The following is a 24,051-nucleotide window of genomic DNA, read 5'->3' as shown; positions in this document are numbered from 1 at the left end:
CGGTCCGTCGAGCGCCGCACCGCCGGTCGGCGGTTTGCAGGTTTTCGTCTCGGAGTGCGGAATACGTGCCGGACGGCCGCGGCGCGCGCATTACCCTGCGGGTATGACGACGTCCTCGCGGCTCTCCCCGTACGACAACCTCTCCCCGGTCGCCCAGACCGCCTACCGGGCGCGTGCCGCCGCCGCGGACATCGCGCCCCTGCCGCGCTCGGCGAAGGACGACGCCCTGCTCGCCATGGCGGACGCCCTGGAGGTCCGTACGGCCGAGATCGTCTCGGCGAACGCCGAGGACGTCGCCCGCGCCCGTGAGGCGGGCACCAGCGAGGCCATCATCGACCGGCTCACCCTCACCCCCGAGCGGGTGCGCGCGATCGCCGCCGATGTACGCGATGTCGCCGCCCTGCCCGACCCGGTCGGCGAGGTCGTGCGCGGCTCGACCCTCCCGAACGGCATCGACCTCCGCCAGATCCGCGTCCCCCTCGGCGTCGTCGGCATCATCTACGAGGCACGGCCGAACGTCACCGTGGACGCCGCCGCCCTCTGCCTCAAGTCGGGCAACGCCGTACTGCTGCGCGGCTCGTCCTCCGCGTACTCCTCCAACACCGCCCTGGTACGGGTCCTGCGGGACGCGGTCGGCGGCTCGGGCCTGCCCGCCGACGCGGTACAGCTCGTGCCCGGCGAGTCGCGCGAGTCCGTGGCCGAGCTGATGCGCGCCCGCGGCCTCGTGGACGTCCTGATCCCACGCGGCGGAGCCGGCCTGATCCGTACGGTCGTCGAGCAGTCCACCGTCCCCGTCATCGAGACCGGCACCGGCAACTGCCATGTGTACGTGGACGCCGCGACCGATCTCGACATGGCCGTCGACATCCTGATCAACTCCAAGGCCCAGCGACCCAGCGTCTGCAACGCCGCCGAGACCCTCCTCGTCCACCAGGACATCGCCGCCGCCTTCCTGCCGCGCGCCCTGGACGCCCTCGCCGATGCCGGGGTGACCGTCCACGGCGACGAGCGCGTGCTGGAGTACGCCGACAAGACCAAGGCCACCGTCGTGGCCGCCACGCCCGACGACTGGGAGACGGAGTACCTCTCGTACGACATCGCCGCGGCCGTCGTGGACTCCCTGGACGCCGCCGTGGCGCACATCCGCCTCTGGTCCTCCGGGCACACCGAGGCGATCGTCACCACCTCGCAGGCCGCCGCCCGCCGCTTCACCCAGCTGGTGGACTCGACCACCGTCGCCGTGAACGCGTCCACCCGGTTCACCGACGGCGGCCAGTTCGGTTTCGGCGCGGAGATCGGCATCTCCACCCAGAAGCTCCACGCCCGTGGCCCGATGGGCCTGCCCGAGCTGACCTCCACGAAGTACATCGTCACCGGCGACGGTCACACCCGGTAACGACTACGGGACACGGTCATCGGCCGTGTCCCGCGTCACCCCGGCGGGGAGACTTCTGCTTCCGTCTGCCCAAAGTCACTTCTCACGTCTACTCTGAAGGCGTGCCGGACGACGTGGGGGGCAGGCCGTTCCCGGACGGCTGGGAGCCCGACGACGACCGCGGAGGCGCGGACGAGGACTTCGCCTCCGTGGTGTTCGACGAGGACTTCGTCAGGGCCGCCGAGGTACATGAGCCGACCGCCGTCGAACGGCTGCTCGCCGCCGCCCAGGCCCGCGCCGAGGCCGAGGCCGCCCGCGCAGGGTCGGGAATGGGCGTCGCCGACGACGAACCGTACGACGGCGCTTACGGCTTGTACGGCCGTGAGCGCGCCTACGACGACGGCTCCCACCTCGACGACGAGTACGCCGACCCCTACGGCAGACACGGCGGCTCCCTGCGCCCCTACCGAGGCAGCGCCCGCTGGCACCGGCCGGTCGCCTGGGTCCTCGCGCTGCTGATGGGCATCGGGATGGTCGCGCTGGCCTTCACCGCGGTCTACCGGGGAGCCTCGGGCAACCGTCAGGACCAGGTGCCCCCGCCCGCGACGACCGGTGTGGACGCCACCAAGTCGACCCGCTCCGCCCCGGAAATGGCCCCGCCCGGTTCCCCCGGCTCCCCTCTCAGGGACCGCATCGGCCGCCCCTCGGTCTCCGCCGAGTACTCCGCACCGGCGGTGCCGGCCGACCCCCGTACCCCGTAATTTTGTGGCTCGGTTCTCCCCCGGACTCCGTCCGGGGGGACCCCCACGGGGCGCTCTGGGCGTGTGTCGACGGTCGACCGTGCTCGACCGCTCGTACCTCACGGCCTCCGCGCACTCTCCACTTTCGACACCCGCGCGCCCCTCCAGCCCACTTGGCCCCTCTTTTTGGGCTCGTTCCCCTCCGGGGCGCTTTCAGCGTGTGTCGACGGTCGACCGTGCTCGGTCCCTCGTTCCTCGGGACCTCCGCGCGCTCTCTCTTTCGACACCCGCGCGCCCCTTCAGCTCACTCGCTGGGGAGAACCCGGCACCCGCGCGCCCCAGCGCTCTCGTCGGGGAGACACCCCACCCGACGCACCCACGCAGCGCGACCCTTCCGGTCACCCAACGACGCTCAGCCGCCCTCTCGGGCCACTCGTCGGGGAGACACCCGACCAGCGCGGCCCCAGCGCTCTCGTCGGGGAGACACCCCGCCGGACGCATCCATCCCGCGCGCCCCGCGGCTCGCTCGCCCCTTCTGTGGGAGACGCTCGGTGACCGCCCCGCGGGCGTTCCCGGACGGTTCGCGTCCAGGTGCCGAGGCCGTCCGGTGATCAACCCCGGTCCGACGGCGAACGGTTGTCGGCGGACTTGGTGAGAACTCGTCAGACTTTGTCGTGTACCGGCGCGTTTACCACAGCCCCGCCCGACCTACCCTGAAGGTATGGCCGGGCGCGCAGACCCGCCTGAGGGGACACCCGAGGGGCTCCCCGGCGGTGGTGAGGACGAGTACCGATCCGTCGTCTTCGACGAATCGTTCATACAGGCTGCGCGACTTCAGGAGTTCTCCGCGCAGGAGCGGATGGGCGAGCACGCGCGCGCCGTGCGCTCGATGCCCGACCGGCCCCGCGGAAAGACGGGCTCCAAGCAGGTCGTGGTGCTGGTCCTCCTGGTCGCCCTGGCGTTCGGAACCGCGATCTATCTGGGCGTCCGTCACCCCCACCAGCCTTCGGCCGCCAGACGGGCCGAACCGTTGCGTATCACGATGATCCCCCTTGTTCCGCAGGGCCCCGTCCCGGGCGGAACCCCCGCCGACCTCTTCGCGCGCAGCCCCGCGGCGCGGGACCGCGTCGCCGCCTCGGGCATCAACCTCCCCGGTGTCCGCCGCACCCGGAACTTCTCCGAGAGCCAGGTGATGAACGCCCTGACCATCGCCAAGGACTATCTGGTGGAGTCCTCACTGGACCCCGACGTGCTCACCGGTGGCGCCGTGCGTCCGGTGAGGGTGCTGCTCGATCCGGACCAGCTGGAACAGTTCGACCGGAGCATGGCCACTCCGGTCGCCGACGGCCACCACGCGGCCACCGGCTGGCTGGTGCGCTTCGACCCGCGGAAGGTGGCTCTGGCCGACCCCGACGTCCGGGTGCGAGGCGCGCTGAGCTATCTGGAGCTGGGGCCCGACGCGCTGGAGGTGACGTCGAAGCACACCTTCACCTACGCCCTCCGCCCGACCGGGACGGCGGGCATCCCGAGGGGCGGGACGCACACGGCGTCCCTTTTCACCGTCCGCCGTGAGCTGCACCTCCGCTTCGACCGGGAGGATCTCGACCATCGCCGTACCGAACTGGTCTCCAGCCACGTCCAGGCCGGCCCCCAGGAATGCTCGAACAACGCCTCCGGAACCCTGAACCCCCTTCTCGCCGGCCGACGCGCCACCACGGGACGCCCCGCCGGCACCGACCCCTACGCCACAGGTGAGGCCAGGACGGCCCTCTGCGGCTCCCTGTCGCCTTCGGCCCAGCCGACGCACCCGGCGAAGAAGCCCTGACGGGCCCTGCGAGGCGGCAGGAGCCTCCAGCGGGCGGTGTGGAGCCAGGCGGGCCTTGTGGAAGCCATGCGGAGCCGGGCGGAGCCGGGCATGAGGCGTGAAGGTGGAATCCGCGGGCGGAAGGCGGCGCGCGGCGGGCGGGACGCCCGGCCGGGAAGCCGGGCGGACGTCCCGGAGCGCCCTCAGCGGGCTCGGTGAAGCGCGCTGCCGCTCCGACGCCGTCGGACCAGGTCTCGGCCTCGCCCGGCATAAGGATCAGCGGCCGGACGCGCCGCAACCCGTATCAGAGGCCGGACGCGCCCCTGCTCAGCTGTCGCCGTTGCTCCCGCTGCTGCCCGAGGACCCACCGTTGCCCGTGAACTTGTCGCGGAGCTTGCCTCCCAGGTCGCCCGCGCCGCCTGCTATGTCGCCGACCAGCTTCATCAGCGGATCCGCGCTCGTACGCACCGAGTCCGCGTAGTGCGAGGCCGACTCGCGGAAGGAGCCGGACACCGAGGTGTCCTTGTCCTCCGTGCGCCGCGGGTAGTGGCCGTCCATGATCCGCTGATAGTCACGGCTCTCGGCCCACTTCTTCAGCTCGGCCGCGCGCACCGTGGTGAACGGGTGAGTGCGCGGCAGCACATTGAGGATCTTCAGCACGGAGTCGCGTAGATCGCCGCCCGCCTCGTACTCCTCGGCCTGCTTGAGGAACGCGTCGACGTTCATCTCGTGCAGATGGTTGCCTCCGGCGATCTTCATCAGCCCTCGCATGGACGCCCGCAGATCCTGGCCCACCAGCAGCCCAGCGCGGTCCGCGGACAGCTCCGACTTGCGGAACCACTCCCGCAGCGCCGTGATGATGGCCATGATCGCCACATTGCCGAGCGGGATCCAGGCGACCTTCAGCGCCAGATTCGTCAGGAACAGCAGAATCGTGCGGTAGACGGAGTGGCCGGACAGCGCATGGCCCACCTCGTGGCCCACGACCGCCCGCATCTCCTCCTCGTCCAGCAGTTCCACCAGACCGGTCGTCACCACGATGATCGGCTCGTCCAGACCGATGCACATCGCGTTCGGACGCGGATCCTGCGTGACGTACATCGCCGGGACCTTCTCCAGGTCCAGGATGTAGCACGCGTCCCGCAGCATGGCGTTCAGATGCGCGAACTGCTCGTCGCTCACCCGGACCGAGTCGGAGAGGAACAGCAGCCGGAGGCTGCGCTCCGGCAGCAGTCCGCTCAGAGCCTTGAAGACGGTGTCGAATCCGCTGAGCTTGCGCAGGGCGACCAGCGCCGAGCGGTCCGCGGGATGTTCGTACGCCCGTGAGGAGATGCCCGGGAAGCGCTTGCGCTGCCTGCTCGGCGCGTTCTCATGACTGCTTTCGGTCATTCAAGCCCCCTGTTTGACCTCGATGGTGCGTATTGCCGATGGTTGGCTCGTCCCCCTGACAAACCCCAGCGTAGGTGCTGGTGCCACAGTGCGTCGGGGGCTGTGGATAACTTCGGAGTACGGGAACCGCGCGGCCCGGTCTCCACCGGATCCAGCCGCACGGCACCGCCGCGGCTATGCCGTGACAACCCCAACGACTGAGTCGGCGTGAGCGTGCCCGAGCGGCCCGCATACGATGTGCCCGAAGTCTCTCCGCCCCGATTCCCGATCGATTGGTCCAGCCGAAGATGAGCCTCACCAGCACTGCCGCGACCCTGGTCACTCTCGCCGAAGGCGCTGAGCAGGGAGGTAATCACGAAAGCCTCAGCCCGCTTCTCATCGGTGGCGGCGCGCTCTGCCTGCTGCTGCTGATGCTGTGGATCACGACCCGCTTCAACCGCGACCGCTGAGCCGCGCCGGGAGGGCCGCGTGGACGTGCCAGTAGGCTCTACACGCATGGGAGAGCAGCAAGTTCCTCAGGGTGCCGCTTCCGGCAGGCGTCGGCTCGGCGTGATGGGCGGGACGTTCGACCCGATCCACCACGGACACCTGGTGGCCGCCAGCGAGGTGGCCACTCTGTTCCACCTCGACGAGGTGGTGTTCGTACCGACCGGACAGCCGTGGCAGAAGACCCACAAGGTAGTGTCCCCGGCAGAGGACCGCTATCTGATGACGGTCATCGCCACGGCGTCCAACCCCCAGTTCTCGGTGAGCCGTATCGACATCGACCGCCCGGGTCCGACGTACACGATCGACACGCTCAGAGAGCTGCGGTCCATCAACGAGGACTCCGACCTCTTCTTCATCACCGGAGCAGACGCCCTCTCCCAGATCCTCGGCTGGCGTGACGCCGCCGAACTGTTCTCCCTCGCCCACTTCATCGGCGTGACCCGCCCCGGACACGATCTGACGGACGACGGGCTGCCCGAGGGCAAGGTCTCCCTGGTGGAGGTGCCCGCGCTGGCGATCTCCTCGACCGACTGCCGGGCGAGGGTCGCGAAGGGAGATCCGGTCTGGTACCTGGTACCGGACGGTGTCGTGCGCTACATCGACAAGCGCCAGTTGTACCGCGGCGAGTGAGCCACGGAGAGGGGGCACCGGTGAACGACCAGCAGAATCCGTACGATCCGTATTACCAGGAGCCGCAGATCATCGGCTACGACGAGTACGGGCAGCCGGTCTATCAGCAGCCCCAGCAGTACGACCCCTACGCGCAGCAGCAACCGCAGCACCCAGAGCAGCACCAGGCACCGGGGCAGACCCCTCAGGGGTACGGCTACGACCCTTACGCGCAGCAGGCCGCGCAGGCCGGGCCGTACGATCCGTACGCGCAGCTTCCCCAGCAGGACCGGAGCCACACCGGCCAGGACGCTCAGGGATACCCGTACGGGTACGACACGGGCCACGACGGCTATGCCCACGGCTACGACACCGGCCGGCAGCCCGCCGCCGTGGACACCACCCAGCACCCGGACACCACCCAGCAGTGGAACACCCAGCACCAGCAGACCGCCGACCCGGCCGGCTCGCTCGCGGCGACCGCCGCCGTCCCGGAGACCGGGCAGGACGCCCCCGAGCCGATCGTGCCCGGCCAGCGCCGGCCCGACGGCGACCGGGAGTACCGCACGGAGCAGTTCTCCTTCATCGAGGAGCCCGACGAGGACTCCGAGGACGTCATCGACTGGCTCAAGTTCACGGAGAGCCGTTCCGAGCGGCGTGAGGAGGCCAAGCGCCAGGGCCGCCACCGCGTCGTCGCGCTCGCCGTCGTCCTGGCGCTCGTCGTCCTGGGCGGCGTCGGCTACCTCTGGGCCACGGAGGGGCTGCCCGGGCTCTCCGACGACCAGAAGTCGGACACGGCCACCGGCCCGCAGAAGCGGGATGTGATCGTGGTGCATCTGCACAACACCAAGAAGAAGGGCGCCACCTCCACAGCCCTGCTCGTCGACAACGTCACCACCCGGCAGGGCACCACCGTCCTGCTCCCCAACTCGCTCACCGTCGCCAACGACGACGGCACCGGGACCACCCTCGGCAAGTCCGTGGACGACGACGGCTCGGCGGGCACCCGCGAGGCGGTCGGTACCCTCCTCGGCGCGAAGATCACCGGTACCTGGCGGCTCGACACGCCCTTCCTGGAGAACCTGGTCGAGCTGGTCGGCACCATCGACCTGACCACCGACGCGGAGGTGCCCGGTGACAAGAAGGGCGCCGCGCCGCTGGTGAAGAAGGGCGAGAACCAGACCCTGAACGGGCGCGCGGCCGTCGCGTACGCGACCCATCTCGGGCCCGGCGAGGCCGAGGCCGCACAGCTCCAGCGCTTCGGCCAGGTCATGCAGGGCGTTCTGAAGAAGCTCCCGAGCGACGCGAAGTCCGCGACCGTCACCGTGGAGACCCTGGCGCAGATCCTCGACCCCTCCCTGACGGAAAAGGATCTGGGCGCATCGCTCGCCAAGCTCGCGGAGCGCGCCAAGGGCGGCGACTACAAGACGGCGTTGCTGCCGGTCCAGCAGGACGGCACGCTCACCGAGCAGGCGTCCGACAGCGTGGTCAAGGACATCCTGGGCGGCTCGGTCAGCGCTCCGGAACAGGGCGCGGCCGTTCGCGTGGGCGTCAAGAACGCGACCGGGAAGACCTCGGCCACCGAGACCGCCCGGATCTCCCTGGTCAACGGCGGCTACACCGTCCTCGACAGCGGCAAGGCCGACACCGCCCCCGCCTCGCGGATCACCTACGCCGACGAGGCGAAGAAGGCGGAGGCCACCGAGGTCGCCAAGACCCTGGGCCTGCCGACGAGCGTGGTGAAGAAGGGCGCCCCCGTCGCCAACGCCGACATCAGCGTCGTCCTCGGCAAGGACTTCGGCACCGGATGACAGAACCCGGATCGCGGGCGGAGCCGGCCTGACCGGCCCCGCCCGCGACAGGGACACGGTGAGCCCGCGTGGCAGCCGTGGTGATCCGGGACACAGCGACACGAGGGGATGGGGGGGGGACGGGCCGTCCGGACCGGCGGGAGCGTGCCTGCACGGGGGCCGCCGAATAGTGGGGCGAGGGTTGTCGGTGGTCCGTGAGACCCTTGAAGGGTTACTCGACCGCCGACGAAAGCCTGCTTGTGACCGCTACGGACCGCTCCATCGAGCTCGTCAACGCCGCCGCCCAGGCGGCTGCCGACCGGCTCGCCCACGACATCATCGCCTATGACGTCAGCGATGTGCTGTCGATCACCGACGCCTTCGTGCTCGCCTCCGCGCCCAACGACCGCCAGGTCAGGTCGATCGTCGACGAGATCGAGGAGAGGCTGAGCAAGGAGCTGGACGCCAAGCCGGTCCGCCGGGAGGGCGACCGCGACGCCCGCTGGATCCTCCTCGACTACGTCGACATCGTGGTCCACGTCCAGCACAGCGAGGAGCGCGTCTTCTACGCCCTGGAGAGGCTGTGGAAGGACTGCCCCGAGCTGCCCCTTCCCGAGGACGCCCTCCAGACCCGCGGCAAGGCCGCTGCGCACGCGGAGCTGTCGGGCAAAGCGGACGGTGAGCTGAACTGAACGAGGACGCCTACCAGCGGCCCGGCCGCCGTCTCGTCCTGTGGCGGCACGGCCAGACCTCCTGGAATCTCGAGCGCCGCTTCCAAGGGACCACGGACATCGCCCTCACCGAGAGCGGTGTCGCCCAGGCCCGCCGGGCCGCGCGGCTGCTCGCCGCCCTCAAGCCGGACGCGATCATCGCCTCCGACCTCAAGCGAGCCGCCGCCACGGCCGGTGAGCTCGCCGGGCTGACCGGCCTCGACGTCTCGTACGACTCGGCCCTGCGCGAGACCTACGCCGGCGTCTGGCAGGGACTGACCCACCAGGAGATCATCGAGCGGCACGGCGATCAGTACGCGGCCTGGAAGCGCGGCGAGCCGGTGCGCCGGGGCGGCGGCGAACTGGAGACCGAGGTCGCCGACCGGGCGGCTCCCGTGGTGCTCCGCCATGCCGGGAAGCTGCCGGAGAACGGCACCCTGGTCGTGGTCAGCCACGGCGGCACCATCCGTACCACGATCGGCCGGCTGCTGGGCCTCGACTCCCACCACTGGGAGAGCCTCGGCGGACTGTCCAACTGCTGCTGGTCGGTCCTCGGCCAGGGCGCGCGCGGCTGGCGGCTGCTGGAGCACAACGCCGGCACCCTGCCGGAACCGGTCCTCGGCGACGACGACTGACCCCGCTCCCACCGGGGTCATGAGGCCGGTGACGGCCCTGTACCCGGCGGATTTCACTTTCCGGCTGGTCGCAGGCTAAAGTTCTTCTTGTTCGCAGCGCCGAGCGCGAAGAACACGCGGGGCTATAGCTCAGTTGGTAGAGCGCCTGCATGGCATGCAGGAGGTCAGGAGTTCAATTCTCCTTAGCTCCACAGTCCGGAATCCCCGTCCTCTCCAGAGGGCGGGGATTCCGTGTTTCCCCCGATGGTGGCCGTCCGGCCATTTCCGGCGGTTGCGCGGGGAGGGGGCGTGAACCCGCCGTGGGTCCGGAGAGCGAAGTCGGCGGCTCCCGCCGCACCCGGGGCTCAGCACTGTCGGCGTGGGTCCGGCGTGCGCTCTTCAGCCCCGCTCCCACGGGAGCGCCGGGGGAGTGCGCCGGGAGTTCGCGGTGGACGCCCGCAGGCTGACGGTGACCTTCACCGGGGTCCGGCAGATGGGCCGGACCGCCTTTCTCGGTACGTTGCTCGGTACGTTGCTCGCGAACCGGCCGACCGCGCCGGGGCGGAGCGCTCCTTCGACGACCTGCGGATCCGCGCCAGGCCCCGACCCCCGTGTCACTCCTTGGAGTTGTGGCCGGTCTCGTATGCAAACGTCACTGACCATCTTGCGTGGCCATGGCAGAATCGGACGGCCGGAGGGGACACCGGCCAGAACGGGAAGGAGAGCACGATGTCCGCCAGCAGGAGCCGGTTGAACGATGCCCTGCTCGCGACGGCGGACATACGCGTACTCCTCAGTTGCCCGTCCTGCGGATCGGCGCATGTCGCCCAGGTCCTCGGTGACAATGGTGGAGTTTCTTACGTGTGCACGTCCTGCGGCCACAGCTGGAACTGACTGATGGGGGCACACAGGCGTAAATGTGACTGGTGCGGCAGCGGTACGCCCATCGTCCGGGACATGGACCCGATCAATCCCGAGTACCAGTACTGGTGCGAGGAGTGCGCGCGGGCGCTGATCATAAAAGGCGATCCCATCGAGACCTACCGGGAGCTTGAGGGCGAGCCCATCTACGGGCGTCTCCTGGACGAGCACTGCGCGCTCAAGCGCTTCTACTCGTTCGCTACGGCATAGGCCCGCCCGGCGCCCTGACGGGCGGATTCCAGCCGTTCCGCGCGGCACGGGCCGACGGGTTCCGCGGCACGGGCCGTGCCATCCGCACAGCCCGCTCCACGGCCCCCAGGAGCGGCGGAAACGATTTGGAGATGCGCCCGGCAGAGCGTTAGTGTGGTCGATGTCGCCACGAGGAACCCGCGAGGGGAGCGAACGCTCGGGCGGCATCTCGCAAGGGGCTATAGCTCAGTTGGTAGAGCGCCTGCATGGCATGCAGGAGGTCAGGAGTTCAATTCTCCTTAGCTCCACAGGCTTCACTCTGAAGCTCTGTTCGGAAGATCCCGCCGGGACCGATCGGTCCGGTGGGATTTTTTGTCGCCTGTCGGAGGTTTGGTTCCCCGGTGGCGACAGAAGGAGGGCGGGTACCCGATCGGGTGACCCGCCCCCTTTTCTCCATTTCAGCGCGGTGCGGTCGCCGTCAACCGCGGCCGCTGCCCAACGCCTTGCGACTGGCGGCGGGCAGTGCGGGACGGCCCGCCTTCGGCGCCGGCGCGGAGGTCTGCTCGATACGCATCGCCAGGGCCGGACACCGCCGTACGGCTCGCTGCGCGCGCCCCCGCAGATGCATCGGCACCATCGCGTCGGCCACCGACGGGTAGCCGTCCGGGTTGATCCGGATCAGTTCGGGGATGACGTCGGCGCAGAGCCCGTGCCCCTGGCAGAGGGTCCAGTCGATGAGGACCTTCTCGCCGCTCGGGATCGACTCCTCCGCCTCCTCGTAGCCGGGCATCGGAAGAGGCAGCACACCGGTCGTCTCGCGCCCGCAGCCGCCGTGCAGCACATGGGCCGCCAGATCGTCCGTGAACGCGGACAGGGTGGACGCGAAGAACCGCGCCGAGCCGTCGGGGTGCTTGCACGCGCCCCGGCCCTTCACGGCCTGCGTCACCTCGCGCAGGGCCTCCAACGCCGCCGGACCGCCGCCGTTCATGACGTCCGCGAGACCGCCCGCCGCCGCGGGCAGCCCCAACTTGCAGGGACCGCACTGGCCGGCCGTCTCGGCGGCGAGCCAGTTGGCCACCCGCAGCGCCTCACCCAGGGGACAGGTCTCCGGGCCGATCGGAAGGATCGCGCCGGCACCGAGCGAACCGCCCACGGCCGCCAGCGACTCGCGCGAGACCACCGCCTCGTGGACGGCCACCGAGTCGATCCAGTTGCCGTGGTAGCCACCGGTCAGCACCCCCTGGGGGAGCGGCGGAGCGCCCGCCATCTGCAGCACGTACCGCAGCGGCACACCCGTGGGCACCTCGACCACCATCGGACGCGCCACGGCCCCGGAGATCGTCAGCATGACCGTGCCCGGCTCGGATCCCGTACCGGTGTTGCCGTAACGGCGGGCACCGATCCGGGCGGCGACGGCGAGTTGCGCGTACGTCTCCGCGTTGGACAGCAGTGTCGGAGCACCACCGACGCCGGTGTCCGCCGCCCGCACACGGCGTCCCGGCGGAAGAGCGGGACCGCCGTTGACCGCGCGGATGACGGAGGACGCCTCACCGGAGACCATCCGCTCCGGCGTACGGACGATCCGCGCGCGCAACTGCTGTCCGCGCCGGTCCGACAGACCGCGCTCGGCGAGAGCGGCCCGCATCGAGATCTCCGTGGAGTTGCGGGTCACGGCGACGACCAGGGTGCGCGCCCCGAGCGCCTCGGCCGCCAGCAGCGCGCCGTCCAGGATCAGATGGGGCGCCCGGTTCAGCAGCACGGTGTCCTTGCGGCAGGCGGGTTCGCCCTCGCTGCCGTTGACCACGACGACGGGCCGCACCCCGCGTCGGATGGCGGACTCGGCGACGGCACGCAGCTTCTGCCCGAAGGGGAAGCCGGCGCCGCCGCGACCGCGCAGGGATATCTCCTCGGCGAGTTGCGCGAGCCGCTCGCCCGTCACCGGTTCGAGCGGGCCGTGCACCTTGAGGTGCATCTGCAGATCGAGGCGGTCGACCAGGTCGAAGCCCTGGGTCAACTGAGGGAGGCCGACGACGCGGACCTCGGGCACATCGGGGAGGGGGGTGTTCAAGGTCGGTCTCCTGCGGGCGTGTTCCAGGGCTCTCCCGCCTGCGGCGGGAAGAGCGGTCCGGGCATCGCCTGTGTGTGGTCGTCGTATGCGGCCGGGTCGGCCGGGTCGTATGCGGCGGATGAAGTTCCGTAGGCGGGTTCGGAGAGTGGGTACGGGGCTGCCGCGGGCGCCTCGTACCGGGACGGAGCGGTGAAGGCCGAGGTTCCGTACGGCGCGGCGTCCGGCTGCCGGGCCGTGTACGGCGAGGAGCCGAAGGACGTGCCTGGCGCCTGGGAACCGTAACCGGCCGGGTCGTACGGGGGAGGAGGGTCGAACGACGGGGGTACGGCCTGCACCGGCTCGGACATGAACATCTGCGCGAGGGGCGGGGTCTCGGTCGGGAACGTCCCGGACGGCTGCGGCGGGAACTCGGCGACGAAAGCCTGCGCGGGGGGCGGCGGCGACGGGGTGGGCCACAGGCCGGGGGAGGGTCCGTCGTCCGGGACGACGGGGAGTTCCTCGGTCATCGGTATGCGCTCGGCCAGCGGAGCGGAGGGCTCGCCGGCGAGGGAGACCGCTCGATAGGCGGCGGAGATCCCGGTTCCGGCGCCCGCGCCCAGTCCCGCGCCGGCTCCGGTGGGTGTGTCGGCGGAGAGGCCCGCCGGGGTGCTCGCGCGAGAGCCGAGGCCGCTGCCGCTCGTGGCGGGCTCCGAGGCCAGGGACGGGGGAGCCTCGTAGAGCTGCGGGGCGGGGGGCGCGAGCCGGGCCTGCTGACGGGGCCGGCCGAGTGCGGTCCGGCCGAGGACCGTCTCGCGCTGGAGGTCCGCTTCGAAGGGGCGCTGCGGGGGAAGGCCGTTCCCGCGGCCGAATGCCGCCGCACCGCTCGGGCCGGGAAGACCGGGGAGGGGAGCCTGCGCGAGGTCACGCTGCGAGGCGTCGTCCGAGCGGCCCTCGGAGCCGCCGCCGGGCAGACCGAGCACTCTGCCGGCCAGGCGGCGCTGCGCGGGGCGCGGTAGCAGGCGTACGGACACGGCGCCCGCGACGGCCACCAGCGCCAGGCAGTACATCACCACGACCCAGGTCGCGGCCGGGCGGCCGGCGAACAGGCCGTGGACAAGCGCGAAGCTCCAGGCCGGATAGGCCAGCATGTGCAGGGTTCGCCAGCGCCCGGCGACCTTGACGTTGCCGGCCAGCGCGCTGCGCAGCGCGCCGGTCGTTCCCGCGATCACCATGAGGAAGCCGGCCAGCGAGCCGAAGCCGATGAGCCCGGACGTACCGCTCACGCCGAGGCCGAACGGCACCAGGGCGCCGATGAGTTCCACATGTCCGAGCGACACCTTGACGGTGGCGTGAAGTACCAGGAAGCCGAGCGAGGCGGTCGCCGTGGCACGGTGGACGGCCTGGGCGACGAGGCGGTGGCGCGGAGACAGCAGCAGCCGGTCCGTGGCGATGAGCCCCCACGCGATCGACGCGGTCAGGGACAGCAGAGACAGAACCCCGGTGGTGAAGTCGAGCGCGGCGCGGAAGCTGTCGCTCCCGCCGACGGCGAGCAGAGGAACGAGCACGAACGCCGCCACGATCAGGCCGCCTTGGACCGGGGCCCTGAACCCGGTACTGCGCGCCGGCGACGAACGGCTCTTGCGGTGAGGCTTCATGGGGCAACTCCGAGGGTGCGGGAATGCGGTCCCGTTGACGCATGCTAAGTCGACCCATACCGAGCGGTACGACGTTTCAGAGGTTTAGAGGGGCGAATTACAGCCAACTGGTGCGGGGGTTGCCCCGGATGGGGTCGATACGCGGAGTAAGTGGCGCGACTGGGGAATAGTCAGGCGGCCGTCGGGAAGTGCTCTGCCGAACGCGGGCACTCCCGCCTCCCCGGCGCCCCGCGTCCGCCCCCCGCCGCGGTCTCCCGTGGGCAGCCCATCGATCTCCATGGGGATACATACGGGGCTCGGTGCGGGTTGGTTCGATGAGGCCCCGGGTCCGGCCGGATCCGGGCCTGGATCCGGCCGGAGGGCGACCCCCGGCCCGGCGGCCACGGTCCCGGCAAGGGGTATCCCCTGCGTCTCGGCGAGGGGTATCCCTCGCGCGCCCGGAACGTCCGCTGCGGTACCCTGGCGTCATGCGTGCCGTACGCCTTCTGCTTAGCGAGCCGCGCTGATCAGTCCCGACGGATGAAAAATCCGGTCGGATTCGGCGCGGCGTCCCCTCCTGTGCGAGGGGTCCTTTTGTTTGTGGGCAGTGCCGCCCTTCCAAACCGCTGGCAGAGACGATCGATGGAGCTTTGAGGATCATGAGCGAGACGAATTCCGCTGCTTCCGCGGCCGAGGCGGCCGCGCCGCACCGGTACACGGCGGCAATGGCCGCCGACATCGAGGCACGCTGGCAGGACTTCTGGGAGGCCGAAGGCACGTACGAGGCCCCGAACCCGACCGGTGACCTGGCCGGGGACCCCGCCCTGGTGGCGCGGCCCAAGAAGTTCATCATGGACATGTTCCCCTACCCCTCGGGTGCCGGTCTGCACGTCGGACACCCCCTGGGCTACATCGCCACCGACGTCTTCGCCCGTCACCAGCGGATGACCGGGCACAACGTGCTGCACACCCTGGGCTTCGACGCCTTCGGCCTGCCCGCCGAGCAGCACGCGGTCGCCACCGGCACACACCCCCGTGTGTCGACCGAGGCGGCCATGGAGAACATGAAGCGCCAGCTGCGCCGCCTGGGTCTGGGGCACGACCAGCGCCGGTCGATCGCGACGATCGACCCGGAGTACTACCGGTGGACCCAGTGGATCTTCCTGCAGATCTTCAACTCCTGGTACGACGATGAGGCGCGGCGGGCCCGCCCGATCGCCGAGCTGATCGCACAGTTCGAGGACGGACGACTCCCGGTGCCGGGCTCCACGCGCGCGTGGAGTGAGCTGAGCGCCGTCGAGCGGGCGGACGTGCTGGGCGGCTACCGCCTGGCGTACGCCTCCGAGGCGCCCGTCAACTGGTGCCCCGGACTGGGCACCGTGCTGGCCAATGAGGAGGTCACCGCCGACGGCCGTTCCGAGCGCGGCAACTTCCCGGTCTTCAAGGCCAAGCTGCGCCAGTGGAACATGCGCATCACCTCCTACGCCGACCGGCTGCTGAACGATCTGGACGCCCTGGACTGGCCCGAGGCGATCAAGCTGCAGCAGCGCAACTGGATCGGCCGCTCCGAGGGCGCGCGCGTCGACTTCCCCATCGAACACCGCGACGAGGCCCGGATCACCGTCTTCACCACCCGCCCCGACACCCTGTTCGGCGCGACCTATATGGTGCTGGCCCCCGAGCACGGTCTGATCGACTCGATCCTGCCCCCGGAATGGCCCCAGGGCGTCAAGGACACCTGGACCGGCGGGGCGGCCACCCCCGCCGAGGCCGTGGCGGCCTACCGCAAGCAGGCCCAGACCAAGAGCGACGTCGAGCGGCAGACCGAGCACAAGGACAAGACCGGCGTCTTCACCGGCGCGTACGCCGTCAACCCGGTCACGGGCACCCGTATCCCGGTCTTCGTCGCCGACTACGTCCTGATGGGCTACGGCACCGGCGCGATCATGGCGGTCCCCGGACAGGACGAGCGCGACTGGGAGTTCGCCGAGGCGTTCGAGCTGCCGATCATCCGCACCGTGCAGCCGCCCGACGGCTGGGAGGGGGAGGCGTTCACCGGTCAGGGACCGGCGATCAACTCCGCCAACGACCAGATCTCCCTGGACGGCCTGGACGTCGCCGAGGCCAAGTCCCGTATCACCGAGTGGCTGACCGCGCGCGGAATCGGCGAGGGAACCGTCAATTTCCGGCTGCGCGACTGGCTGTTCAGCCGGCAGCGCTACTGGGGCGAGCCCTTCCCCATCGTCTACGACGAGGACGGCGTCGCCCACGCGCTGCCCGAATCGATGCTGCCGCTCGAACTGCCCGAAGTCGACGACTACACCCCGCGCACCTTCGACCCCGAGGACGCCGACACCCAGCCCGAGACGCCCCTGTCCCGTAACGAGGAGTGGGTCGACGTCACCCTGGACCTGGGCGACGGGCCCCGGAAGTACCGCCGCGAGACCAACACCATGCCCAACTGGGCGGGCTCCTGCTGGTACGAACTGCGTTACCTGGACCCGCACAACAGCGAGAAGCTGGTCGACCCTGCCATCGAGCAGTACTGGATGGGGCCGCGCGACGGCATGCCGCACGGCGGTGTCGATCTGTACGTCGGCGGCGCCGAGCACGCCGTACTGCATCTGCTGTACGCGCGATTCTGGTCCAAGGTGCTGTTCGACCTGGGGCACATCTCCTCCCCGGAGCCGTTCCACAAGCTGTACAACCAGGGCATGATCCAGGCGTACGTCTACCGGGACGGCCGCGGCTTCCCGGTTCCCGCCGCCGAGGTGGAGGAGAGGGAGGGGAAGTTCTGGTTCCAGGGCGAGCCGGTCAAGCGCGAGCTGGGCAAGATGGGCAAGTCCCTGAAGAACGCGGTCACCCCGGACGAGATCGCCGCCGGGTACGGAGCCGACACACTGCGGCTGTACGAGATGGCGATGGGGCCGCTGGACGTGTCCCGGCCGTGGGACACGCGGGCCGTCGTCGGCCAGTACCGGCTGCTGCAGCGGCTGTGGCGCAACATCGTCGACGAGGCGACGGGATCGGTCACGGTCGTCGACGACGTGGCGCCCGACGACGCCACCCTGCGCGCCCTGCACAAGGCGATCGACGGCGCCGGACAGGATCTGGCCGGGCTGCGCTTCAACACCGCCATCGCCAAGATCACCGAGCTGAACAACCATCTGACCAAGGCGGGCGGCCCGCTGCCGAGAGGCGTGGCCGAGAGCCTGGTGCTGCTGATCGCCCCGCTGGCCCCGCACATCGCGGAGGAGCTGTGGCGCAAGCTGGGCCACACCGACTCGGTCGTACACCAGGACTTCCCGGTCGCGGACCCGGCGTACGTCGTGGACGAGACCGTGACCTGCGTCGTCCAGATCAAGGGCAAGGTGAAGGCGCGGCTGGAGGTCCCGCCGTCGATCGCGGACGAGGAGTTGCGGACACTGGCGCTGAGCGACCCGGCCGTGGTCGCGGCGCTGGACGGCGCGGGCATCCGCAAGGTGATCGTCCGGGCGCCGAAGCTGGTCAACATCGTTCCCGCGTAGGCTCCCCGTCCGGCCGACGGCGGGACCGCCACGCCGGGCCGTGCGCCCCGACCCCGTTTTCAGGGTCTCCCCTACGGGCAGGTTGGGGGTTCCGAAGGAACCCTCCGCCTGCCCGTTCCGTTTACGGTGGAAGAACCACAATCGACGCCGAAGGATTGTCCATGGACGCCGTGATTCTGATTCTGGCGCTGCTTTTCTTCGCCTTCGTGGCGTTGGGGGTGTTTGTCACGGTGAAGGCTGTCGGAGCGGCCAAGCGAGGTGTGGAGCGTACGGTCAGCCAGGCCCGGCGTACGGTCGAGGAGACCACGCTCCGGGCCAAGAGCTATGGGCAGGTCGGCGTCGCCGGTGAGCTGGCGCAGCTGCGGCTGAAGCTGCGGACATCGATGCGGGCGACCCAGGACGCGCTGCGCGCGGGCGTGTCGGAGGACGCCTCGCTCTCCGAGTCCATCGGCCTCTTCGAGCGTCTGAGCGCGCACGGGCACGAGCTGGACGACGAGCTGAAGCGGCTGGAGCGCGAGCCCGACCGGACCACGGTGGCCGCGAGGCTCCCGGATCTGCGCGAGCGCGCCGAGCGGATCATTCGCTCCGCGGAATCGCTGCGGTGGGCCGCACGGGACCGGGCGCGGGAGTTCGCCGACGACGATCTGGACTCGCTCAGCACCCAGATCGACATGGAGGCCGACGCACTGAGGAACTGGTCGGCGACCGGGGAGCCGAAGGCCGGTGCCGGAGCCGCCCCGACCGGTGAGCCGCAGGGCGCTCCTCGGGCGGCCGCCGACTGGCCGGAGGCGGACGGTGCCGTTCCGGAGCAGACCTGGCCCCAGGAGGACGCCGCCACGCGGGCCGGTGCTCCCGATGGCCCGTCCCCGCAGCCGGAACCGCAGGCGATCACGGCGCGTGACCCGCGGGTGGAGACCTATCCCTGGCAGAAGACCGCCCGCCCCGAGACGACGAACTGACGGCGTGACGGGGGCGGAGACGACGGGCTGGAGCGGGGACCCGGACCGGTGCGTCGGCACGGCGACGCCGTGCCGCATATGACGGGACCGGGAACCGGCGACGCGCCGGGTCCGGGACGACAACCGGCACACGAAGTGGAGACCGCGAACCGGTGCGGTGGGACCGAGGCCGTGCGCCGGCCTGGTCGGGTGGGCCGGGGGAGGCGGTCCGGTGGGCGTCCCCCGTCGGCCGGGGGCATGGTGACGCGTGATCGGCGAGGGGCTGGGCTGCCGTCCGATGCCGCCGACCGGTAACCTCCCGCTCATGTCCCGCCATGTCGCGATCATCACCGATTCCACGGCCTACCTGCCGCAGCCGGCGTTGGAGCGCCACGGCATCGTGGCGGTGCCGCTGACGGTCGTACTCGGTGGTCAGGCGCTTGAAGAGGGCACCGAGATCTCGGCCCGCTCTCTCGCGCTCGCACTCCAGAAGCGACGTTCCGTGACCACCTCGCGGCCGAGCCCCGAGACGTTCGCGGAAACCTATCGGATCGCGGCGGACGCGGGCGCGACCGGAATCGTCTCCCTCCATCTGTCCGCGGAGTTCTCCGGGACGTACGACGCGGCCGTACTCGCCGCCAAGGAGGCACCCGTCCCGGTGCGGGTGGTGGACACCGGGATGGTCGCGATGGCCCTCGGATTCTGCGCCCTCGCGGCCGCGGAGACGGCCGAGGGCGGCGGCACCCTGGACGAGGCGGTGGCGGCGGCGGAGAAGCGGGCCGCGGGCACGTCCGCCTACTTCTACGTCGACACCCTCGACTATCTGCGGCGCGGCGGCCGGATCGGGGCCGCCCAGGCGCTGCTGGGCTCGGCGCTGGCGGTGAAGCCGCTGCTGCAACTGGACGGCGGCCGGATCGAGATGCTGGAGAAAGTGCGTACGGCATCCAAGGCGATCGCCCGCCTGGAGGAGATCGTGGTCGAGCGGGCGGGCGCGAGTACGGTCGACGTCGCCGTCCACCATCTCGCCGCGCCGGAGCGGGCCGGCGCGCTCTCGGAACGGCTGCGGGAGAGGCTGCCGGGCCTGGCCGACCTGCATGTCAGTGAAGTGGGCGCGGTGATCGGGGCGCATACCGGGCCAGGGCTGCTGGGTGCCGTGATCTCCCTGCGCTGATACCCCTGACGGATGTGCAGGGGGTCTGCCGCTAGCACGTGAGGGTGACCCGGTTATCCACAACGCGCTGGTTTTCCACAGGAATTGAGCCTGCTCAGCGGGCTCGGACGGATGCGCCTACCGTCCTGTGCATGGCTCTTCGATCACGCTCCGTAACCAGTGGGCCGGGTCGCGCCCCGGCATCCGACGGCCGTGCCCGCACCGGGCATGGCACAGCTCCCGGACCCGGCGGGGGCCGACGACCGGCCCGTGCGTTCCGCAGGTCCCGCGCACCCGGCGCACCCCGCGCGTCCGGTGCCTCCCGTGCGCGCGGCACAGGCACGGTCGACGCTTCGGCGATCGCCCTGCGTCGCCGGGCGGACGCCCTGTTCGCGGGGCCGGCGGGCGGTGGGGGTGCCGCACCGGACATCGGGGACGGCGCATCCGGCCGGTTCGGCGTGGGCACGGGCGTCGGTGGGAGCGCTCGGGTGGGTCTCGGCGCGAGGGAGAGAGGCTCCGGCATCGGCACAGGCTCCGGCACCGGCACGGGCTCCTCCGCACACGGGGGCTCTGATGCGGACGCGGGCTCCGACGTGGGCAGAGGCCCTTGTGCCGTTGACGGTCTCGCCGCGGACGAGGGGCCGCGGTCCGGTGCCTTATCGGGCTCCGGCCGGGGCGTCCGGCGGCGGGCGGCGCTCGTCCTGCGGGAGCGGTTGCCGCTGTGGGCGCAGCTCCGATGCGGGCTCGAACCGAGAACCCTCGCCGCTCTGGCCGTGGTACCGGTCGTGGCGGCGGTCTTCGCGGCCCAGCACTTCTGGGTGGGCCGGCCTGAGAGCGTCCCGGCCCCGGCGCGGGTTGCGGCCCATCAGGGCACTCCCGCACCGCAGTCGCCCCGGCCCTCCACCGGACCGCTGTCGCTCTCGGGCGCGGGGGCTGCCGCGCGGATCGTGGTCGACGTCGGCGGCAAGGTGCGCCGACCCGGTGTCCTGCGGCTGCCGGCCGGATCACGGGTCGCCGACGCGTTGACGGCAGCCGGCGGGGTCAAGGAGGGCGCGGATCTGACCGGCCTCAACCGGGCGCGGGTGCTCATCGACGGGGAACAGGTGCTCGTGGGGGTGCCGACGCCACCCGGGTTCTCCGGGACGGGACCGGCGGCACCGGGAGCGGCCGCACCGGGACCGGGAACGGGGCGCTTCCGTCCGCAGAATGACGGCGGCGCGGGAGGCGGGCTGCCCGCCGGGCCCTTGAGTCTCAACGCGGCCACGGCGGAGCAGCTCGACACCCTGCCGGGCGTCGGTCCCGTGCTGGCACAGCACATCGTCGACTACCGCACCCGTAACGGCGGTTTCCGGTCGGTCGACGAACTCCGCGAGGTCGACGGGATCGGCGACCGCCGGTTCGCCGACCTCCAGACCCTTGTACGGCCATGACCCGCCAGGCGGTGCACGCCGCGTCGGGGCACCGGCTGGGAGCGTCCCACCCGCGCCAGGAAGCCCCCGCCGATCTGCGGCTGGTACCTCCGGCCCTGGCGGCCTGGGCGGCGTCCGCCCTCGCGCTGGGCGCGCCGGGACGGTGGACGGCGGTCGGCGTCACCGTCTGCGCGGTCCTGGCGGGGGTGCTGCTCGCCCCCGCGGCCATGACAGCGATCAGGCGTGGGTCCGCGCCTGGCCGCACGGGAACGGTCCGGCGGGAAGGCGGCCCCCCTCTCACCGGGCGTACCCCGCGAGCCCGCCCCGGACGTCGGCACGGGCTCCATGCCACAGCTCTCGCCGCGATCCTGCTCTGCGGCGGCGCGGGGGCCGCCTCGGCCGGACTGCACGGCGCGGATCTCCGTCGTGGCCCCGTGCCCTCCCTCGCCGAGCGGTACGCCCACACGACCGTCGAGTTGACGGTCACCTCCGACCCCCGGCTCACCCGTCCTCGGGCTCCCGGCGACCCGGAGACGGCACGGTCGCTGATGTTCGACGCGGAAGCGACGCGGGTGACCTCCACCGGCGGGACGGTCACCGCCACCCGGACGCCCGTGCTGGTGGTCCTCCGGCCGGGGGTCCCCCCTGACACCCTCGCCCGATGGAGGCGTCTGCTGCCTACGACCCGGCTGAAGCTGTCCGGACGCCTCGCACCGCCGCTGACCGGGAACGACCGCTTCGCGGCCGTGCTGAGAGTGCGCGGATCGGAGCCGCGCGTCACCGGCGCGCCAACGGCCCTCCAGCGACGGGCCGGAGAGCTGCGGGCGGGCCTGCGGGAGGCGACGGAGGCGCTGAGTCCGGACGCTCGCGCCCTCCTCCCCGGACTCACCGTCGGCGACACCTCGCGCGTCACTCCCGAGCTTCAGGACGCCTTCGAGGCGACCGACCTCACCCACCTTCTCGCTGTTTCGGGAAGCAACCTCGTCGTCGTGCTGATCCTCCTCATCGGGGCCCCTTCCAGAGCCGGGCTCGCCGAACGGGGCGGCCTCGCACCCCGGTTGGGCATCACGCTGCGGGGGACGGCCCTGACAGGCGGAGCGCTGACACTGGCCTTCGTCGTCGTCTGCAGGCCGGAGCCGAGCGTCCTGAGAGCGGCGGCCTGCGGGGCCATCACACTGCTCGCCATCGGCACCGGACGCAGGCGAACCCTGATCCCCGCACTGGCGGCCGCCGTACTGACGCTCGTGCTGTACGACCCCTGGCTCGCGCGGAACTACGGATTCCTGCTCTCCGTGCTGGCGACCGGCGCACTGCTCACCATCGCCCCCACCTGGAGCGCCCTGCTGGAACGCAAGGGCGTGCCGCCGAGGCTCGCCGAGGCGCTGGCCGCAGCCGGAGCGGCACAGGCCGTGTGCGCTCCCGTGGTCGCGGTCTTCGCGGGCAGGCTCAGCCTGGTGGCGATCCCTTGCAACCTGGTGGCCGAGATCGCGGTGGCACCGGCCACCGTGCTCGGTTTCTCCACCCTCGCGGCGGCCACGGTCTCGATGCCCCTAGCGGAGGCGCTCGCCCGGGTGGCCGGATGGCCCGCCGGATGGATCGCCTCCGTCGCCCGCGCCGGGGCGGGGCTGCCCGGCGCGCAGGTGGACTGGCCGGACGGCTGGGGCGGCGGTCTCCTGCTCGCCGCCGTCACCGCCCTGGCCCTCCTCATCCTCCGCAGGCTGCCGCGCCACCCCTGGACGGCCGCCGCCTGCGCCCTGCTGCTCCTTCTCGCCCTGGTGCGCCCGGCTCCGCTCATCAGAGTCCTCACCGGCTGGCCGCCGCCCGGCTGGTCCTACGCGATGTGTGACGTCGGGCAGGGAGACTCCACCGTGCTGGCGGTCGGGGACGGCTCGGCGGTGGTCGTCGACGCCGGCCCCGACCCCGAACTCGCCGACCGGTGTCTGAGCGACCTCGGGGTCACCCGAGTCCCCCTCGTGCTGCTCACCCATTTCCACGCCGACCACGTCCGGGGGCTGCCGGGAGTCCTCCGGGGCAGGACGATCGGCGCGGTTCAGGCCACCACGCTTGACGAACCGAGGGAGCAGAGCGCCTTCGTCCGCAGAGTGACGGCGGCGGCGCGAGTGCCCCTGATCCGTGCCACGGCCGGGGAGGTACGCGCGGTGGGGCGGCTGAGCTGGCAGGTGCTCTGGCCCACGGTCCGCCTGCCGGCGACCGGCCCAGCCGCGAGCCCCGTCACCGGCCTCCCGCCGACCGGCCACCCGTCGGGCGTGGACGGCGCGGGCAGGGGATCCGCCATCGTGCCGGAAGGGCCCAACGACGCCAGCGTCACCCTGCTCGTACGCGTCCGGGAGGGGCCGACCGTGCTGCTCCTCGGCGATCTGGAACCACCGGCACAGCGGGGCCTGCTGCTGGCCCGTCCGGACCTCTTGCCGGTCGATGTGCTCAAGGTCGCCCACCACGGCTCCGCCCACCAGCACCCCGGCCTGCTCCATGCCGTGCGCCCCAGGCTGGCGCTGATCTCCGCGGGCCGCGACAACGGGTACGGTCATCCCGCGCCCCGTACCATCGACGCGCTCAGAGCCGGGGGAGCGGCGGTGTTCCGCACCGACAGGGACGGGCCGATCGCCGTGACGGGAGCCGGCCGGGATCTGCGGGCCGTGCTCCGGCGTGGCCGCCGGGTTCCATGCCGGGCGCGCCGTGCTCCGGGGCCCGGCCT

At 71.5% G+C, this 24,051-nt stretch carries 17 protein-coding genes, 2 tRNA genes and 1 pseudogene; 16 read left to right on the top strand and 4 right to left on the bottom strand.

Annotation, left to right across the window (positions count from 1 at the left end; all coding sequences use genetic code 11):
* The first annotated feature begins 103 nt into the window (after nt 1-103).
* From ACWEFL_RS06770 to ACWEFL_RS06760, 3 genes are all read left to right on the top strand, one after another.
* Entirely contained in the window at nt 104-1,396 is a 1,293-nt protein-coding gene (locus tag ACWEFL_RS06770; RefSeq protein WP_451708412.1) for a glutamate-5-semialdehyde dehydrogenase, read from the top strand.
* Between the two features lie 101 nt (nt 1,397-1,497).
* A complete protein-coding gene (locus tag ACWEFL_RS06765; RefSeq protein WP_451708410.1) occupies nt 1,498-2,136 on the top strand; it encodes an SCO2584 family spore wall biosynthesis protein in 639 nt (212 codons plus the stop codon).
* A 700-nt stretch (nt 2,137-2,836) separates the two neighbouring features.
* Nucleotides 2,837-3,940 carry an SCO2583 family membrane protein gene (locus tag ACWEFL_RS06760; RefSeq protein WP_451708407.1) on the top strand — a complete coding sequence of 368 codons (1,104 nt, stop codon included), beginning with the start codon at nt 2,837-2,839 and terminating at the stop codon, nt 3,938-3,940.
* A gap of 306 nt (nt 3,941-4,246) precedes the next feature.
* Here the strand turns inward: ACWEFL_RS06760 and ACWEFL_RS06755 are convergent, their stop codons facing one another.
* Nucleotides 4,247-5,308: a M48 family metallopeptidase gene (locus tag ACWEFL_RS06755; protein ID WP_451708406.1), complete on the bottom strand. Its 1,062-nt coding sequence runs from the start codon at nt 5,306-5,308 to the stop codon at nt 4,247-4,249.
* Nucleotides 5,309-5,595: 287 nt separating this feature from the next.
* Here ACWEFL_RS06755 and ACWEFL_RS06750 point away from each other — a divergent pair, with 287 nt between their 5' ends.
* From ACWEFL_RS06750 to ACWEFL_RS06725, 6 genes are all read left to right on the top strand, one after another.
* On the top strand, nt 5,596-5,757 hold the full coding sequence (locus ACWEFL_RS06750; protein ID WP_451708403.1) for a hypothetical protein: 162 nt from the start codon (nt 5,596-5,598) through the stop codon (nt 5,755-5,757).
* Nucleotides 5,758-5,803: 46 nt separating this feature from the next.
* The gene (gene nadD / locus ACWEFL_RS06745) at nt 5,804-6,427 is read left to right on the top strand and encodes a nicotinate-nucleotide adenylyltransferase (protein WP_451708400.1); all 624 of its coding nucleotides are present in this window, start codon (nt 5,804-5,806) and stop codon (nt 6,425-6,427) included.
* A 20-nt stretch (nt 6,428-6,447) separates the two neighbouring features.
* Entirely contained in the window at nt 6,448-8,217 is a 1,770-nt protein-coding gene (locus ACWEFL_RS06740) for a LytR C-terminal domain-containing protein (protein ID WP_451708398.1), read from the top strand.
* 239 nt (nt 8,218-8,456) lie between these two features.
* A complete protein-coding gene (rsfS, locus tag ACWEFL_RS06735; protein WP_451708832.1) occupies nt 8,457-8,888 on the top strand; it encodes a ribosome silencing factor in 432 nt (143 codons plus the stop codon).
* The gene (locus tag ACWEFL_RS06730) at nt 8,885-9,541 is read left to right on the top strand and encodes a histidine phosphatase family protein (protein ID WP_451708829.1); all 657 of its coding nucleotides are present in this window, start codon (nt 8,885-8,887) and stop codon (nt 9,539-9,541) included. Before rsfS ends, ACWEFL_RS06730 begins: the two co-directional genes overlap by 4 nt.
* Nucleotides 9,542-9,659: 118 nt before the next feature.
* Nucleotides 9,660-9,732: transfer RNA gene (locus tag ACWEFL_RS06725), tRNA-Ala, on the top strand.
* A 402-nt stretch (nt 9,733-10,134) separates the two neighbouring features.
* Here the strand turns inward: ACWEFL_RS06725 and ACWEFL_RS06720 are convergent.
* Nucleotides 10,135-10,302 carry a hypothetical protein gene (locus ACWEFL_RS06720; protein WP_451708876.1) on the bottom strand — a complete coding sequence of 56 codons (168 nt, stop codon included), beginning with the start codon at nt 10,300-10,302 and terminating at the stop codon, nt 10,135-10,137.
* A gap of 115 nt (nt 10,303-10,417) precedes the next feature.
* Here ACWEFL_RS06720 and ACWEFL_RS06715 point away from each other — a divergent pair, with 115 nt between their 5' ends.
* Both ACWEFL_RS06715 and ACWEFL_RS06710 read left to right on the top strand, forming a co-directional pair.
* On the top strand, nt 10,418-10,651 hold the full coding sequence (locus ACWEFL_RS06715; protein WP_451708395.1) for a hypothetical protein: 234 nt from the start codon (nt 10,418-10,420) through the stop codon (nt 10,649-10,651).
* A 214-nt stretch (nt 10,652-10,865) separates the two neighbouring features.
* Nucleotides 10,866-10,938: transfer RNA gene (locus tag ACWEFL_RS06710), tRNA-Ala, on the top strand.
* Nucleotides 10,939-11,108: 170 nt separating this feature from the next.
* Here ACWEFL_RS06710 and ACWEFL_RS06705 read toward each other — a convergent pair.
* A complete protein-coding gene (locus tag ACWEFL_RS06705) occupies nt 11,109-12,698 on the bottom strand; it encodes a ferredoxin (protein WP_451708393.1) in 1,590 nt (529 codons plus the stop codon).
* Nucleotides 12,695-14,254, bottom strand: coding sequence for a hypothetical protein (locus ACWEFL_RS06700; RefSeq protein WP_451708391.1), 1,560 nt, complete (start codon nt 14,252-14,254; stop codon nt 12,695-12,697). Before ACWEFL_RS06700 ends, ACWEFL_RS06705 begins: the two co-directional genes overlap by 4 nt.
* 716 nt (nt 14,255-14,970) lie before the next feature.
* Here ACWEFL_RS06700 and leuS point away from each other — a divergent pair.
* The 5 genes and pseudogenes from leuS to ACWEFL_RS06675 all read left to right on the top strand — a co-directional run.
* Nucleotides 14,971-17,838 (top strand): leucine--tRNA ligase, encoded by a 2,868-nt coding sequence (gene leuS, locus ACWEFL_RS06695; protein WP_451708389.1) that lies wholly within the window; start codon nt 14,971-14,973, stop codon nt 17,836-17,838.
* A 161-nt stretch (nt 17,839-17,999) separates the two neighbouring features.
* Nucleotides 18,000-18,797 (top strand): hypothetical protein, encoded by a 798-nt coding sequence (locus tag ACWEFL_RS06690; protein ID WP_451708387.1) that lies wholly within the window; start codon nt 18,000-18,002, stop codon nt 18,795-18,797.
* A 304-nt stretch (nt 18,798-19,101) separates the two neighbouring features.
* The gene (locus ACWEFL_RS06685) at nt 19,102-19,947 is read left to right on the top strand and encodes a DegV family protein (RefSeq protein ID WP_451708385.1); all 846 of its coding nucleotides are present in this window, start codon (nt 19,102-19,104) and stop codon (nt 19,945-19,947) included.
* 752 nt (nt 19,948-20,699) lie between these two features.
* Nucleotides 20,700-21,356 carry a helix-hairpin-helix domain-containing protein gene (locus ACWEFL_RS06680; protein ID WP_451708382.1) on the top strand — a complete coding sequence of 219 codons (657 nt, stop codon included), beginning with the start codon at nt 20,700-20,702 and terminating at the stop codon, nt 21,354-21,356.
* Nucleotides 21,353-24,001: pseudogene (locus tag ACWEFL_RS06675) on the top strand (ComEC/Rec2 family competence protein); the annotation flags it as partial. The gene ACWEFL_RS06680 and the pseudogene ACWEFL_RS06675, both read left to right, overlap by 4 nt.
* Nucleotides 24,002-24,051: the final 50 nt, after the last annotated feature.

It is taken from the genome of Streptomyces sp. NPDC004838 (assembly GCF_053600955.1).
The sequence above is the reverse complement of the archived record's forward strand: the minus strand, read 5'-3'. Positions and strand labels throughout refer to the sequence as shown.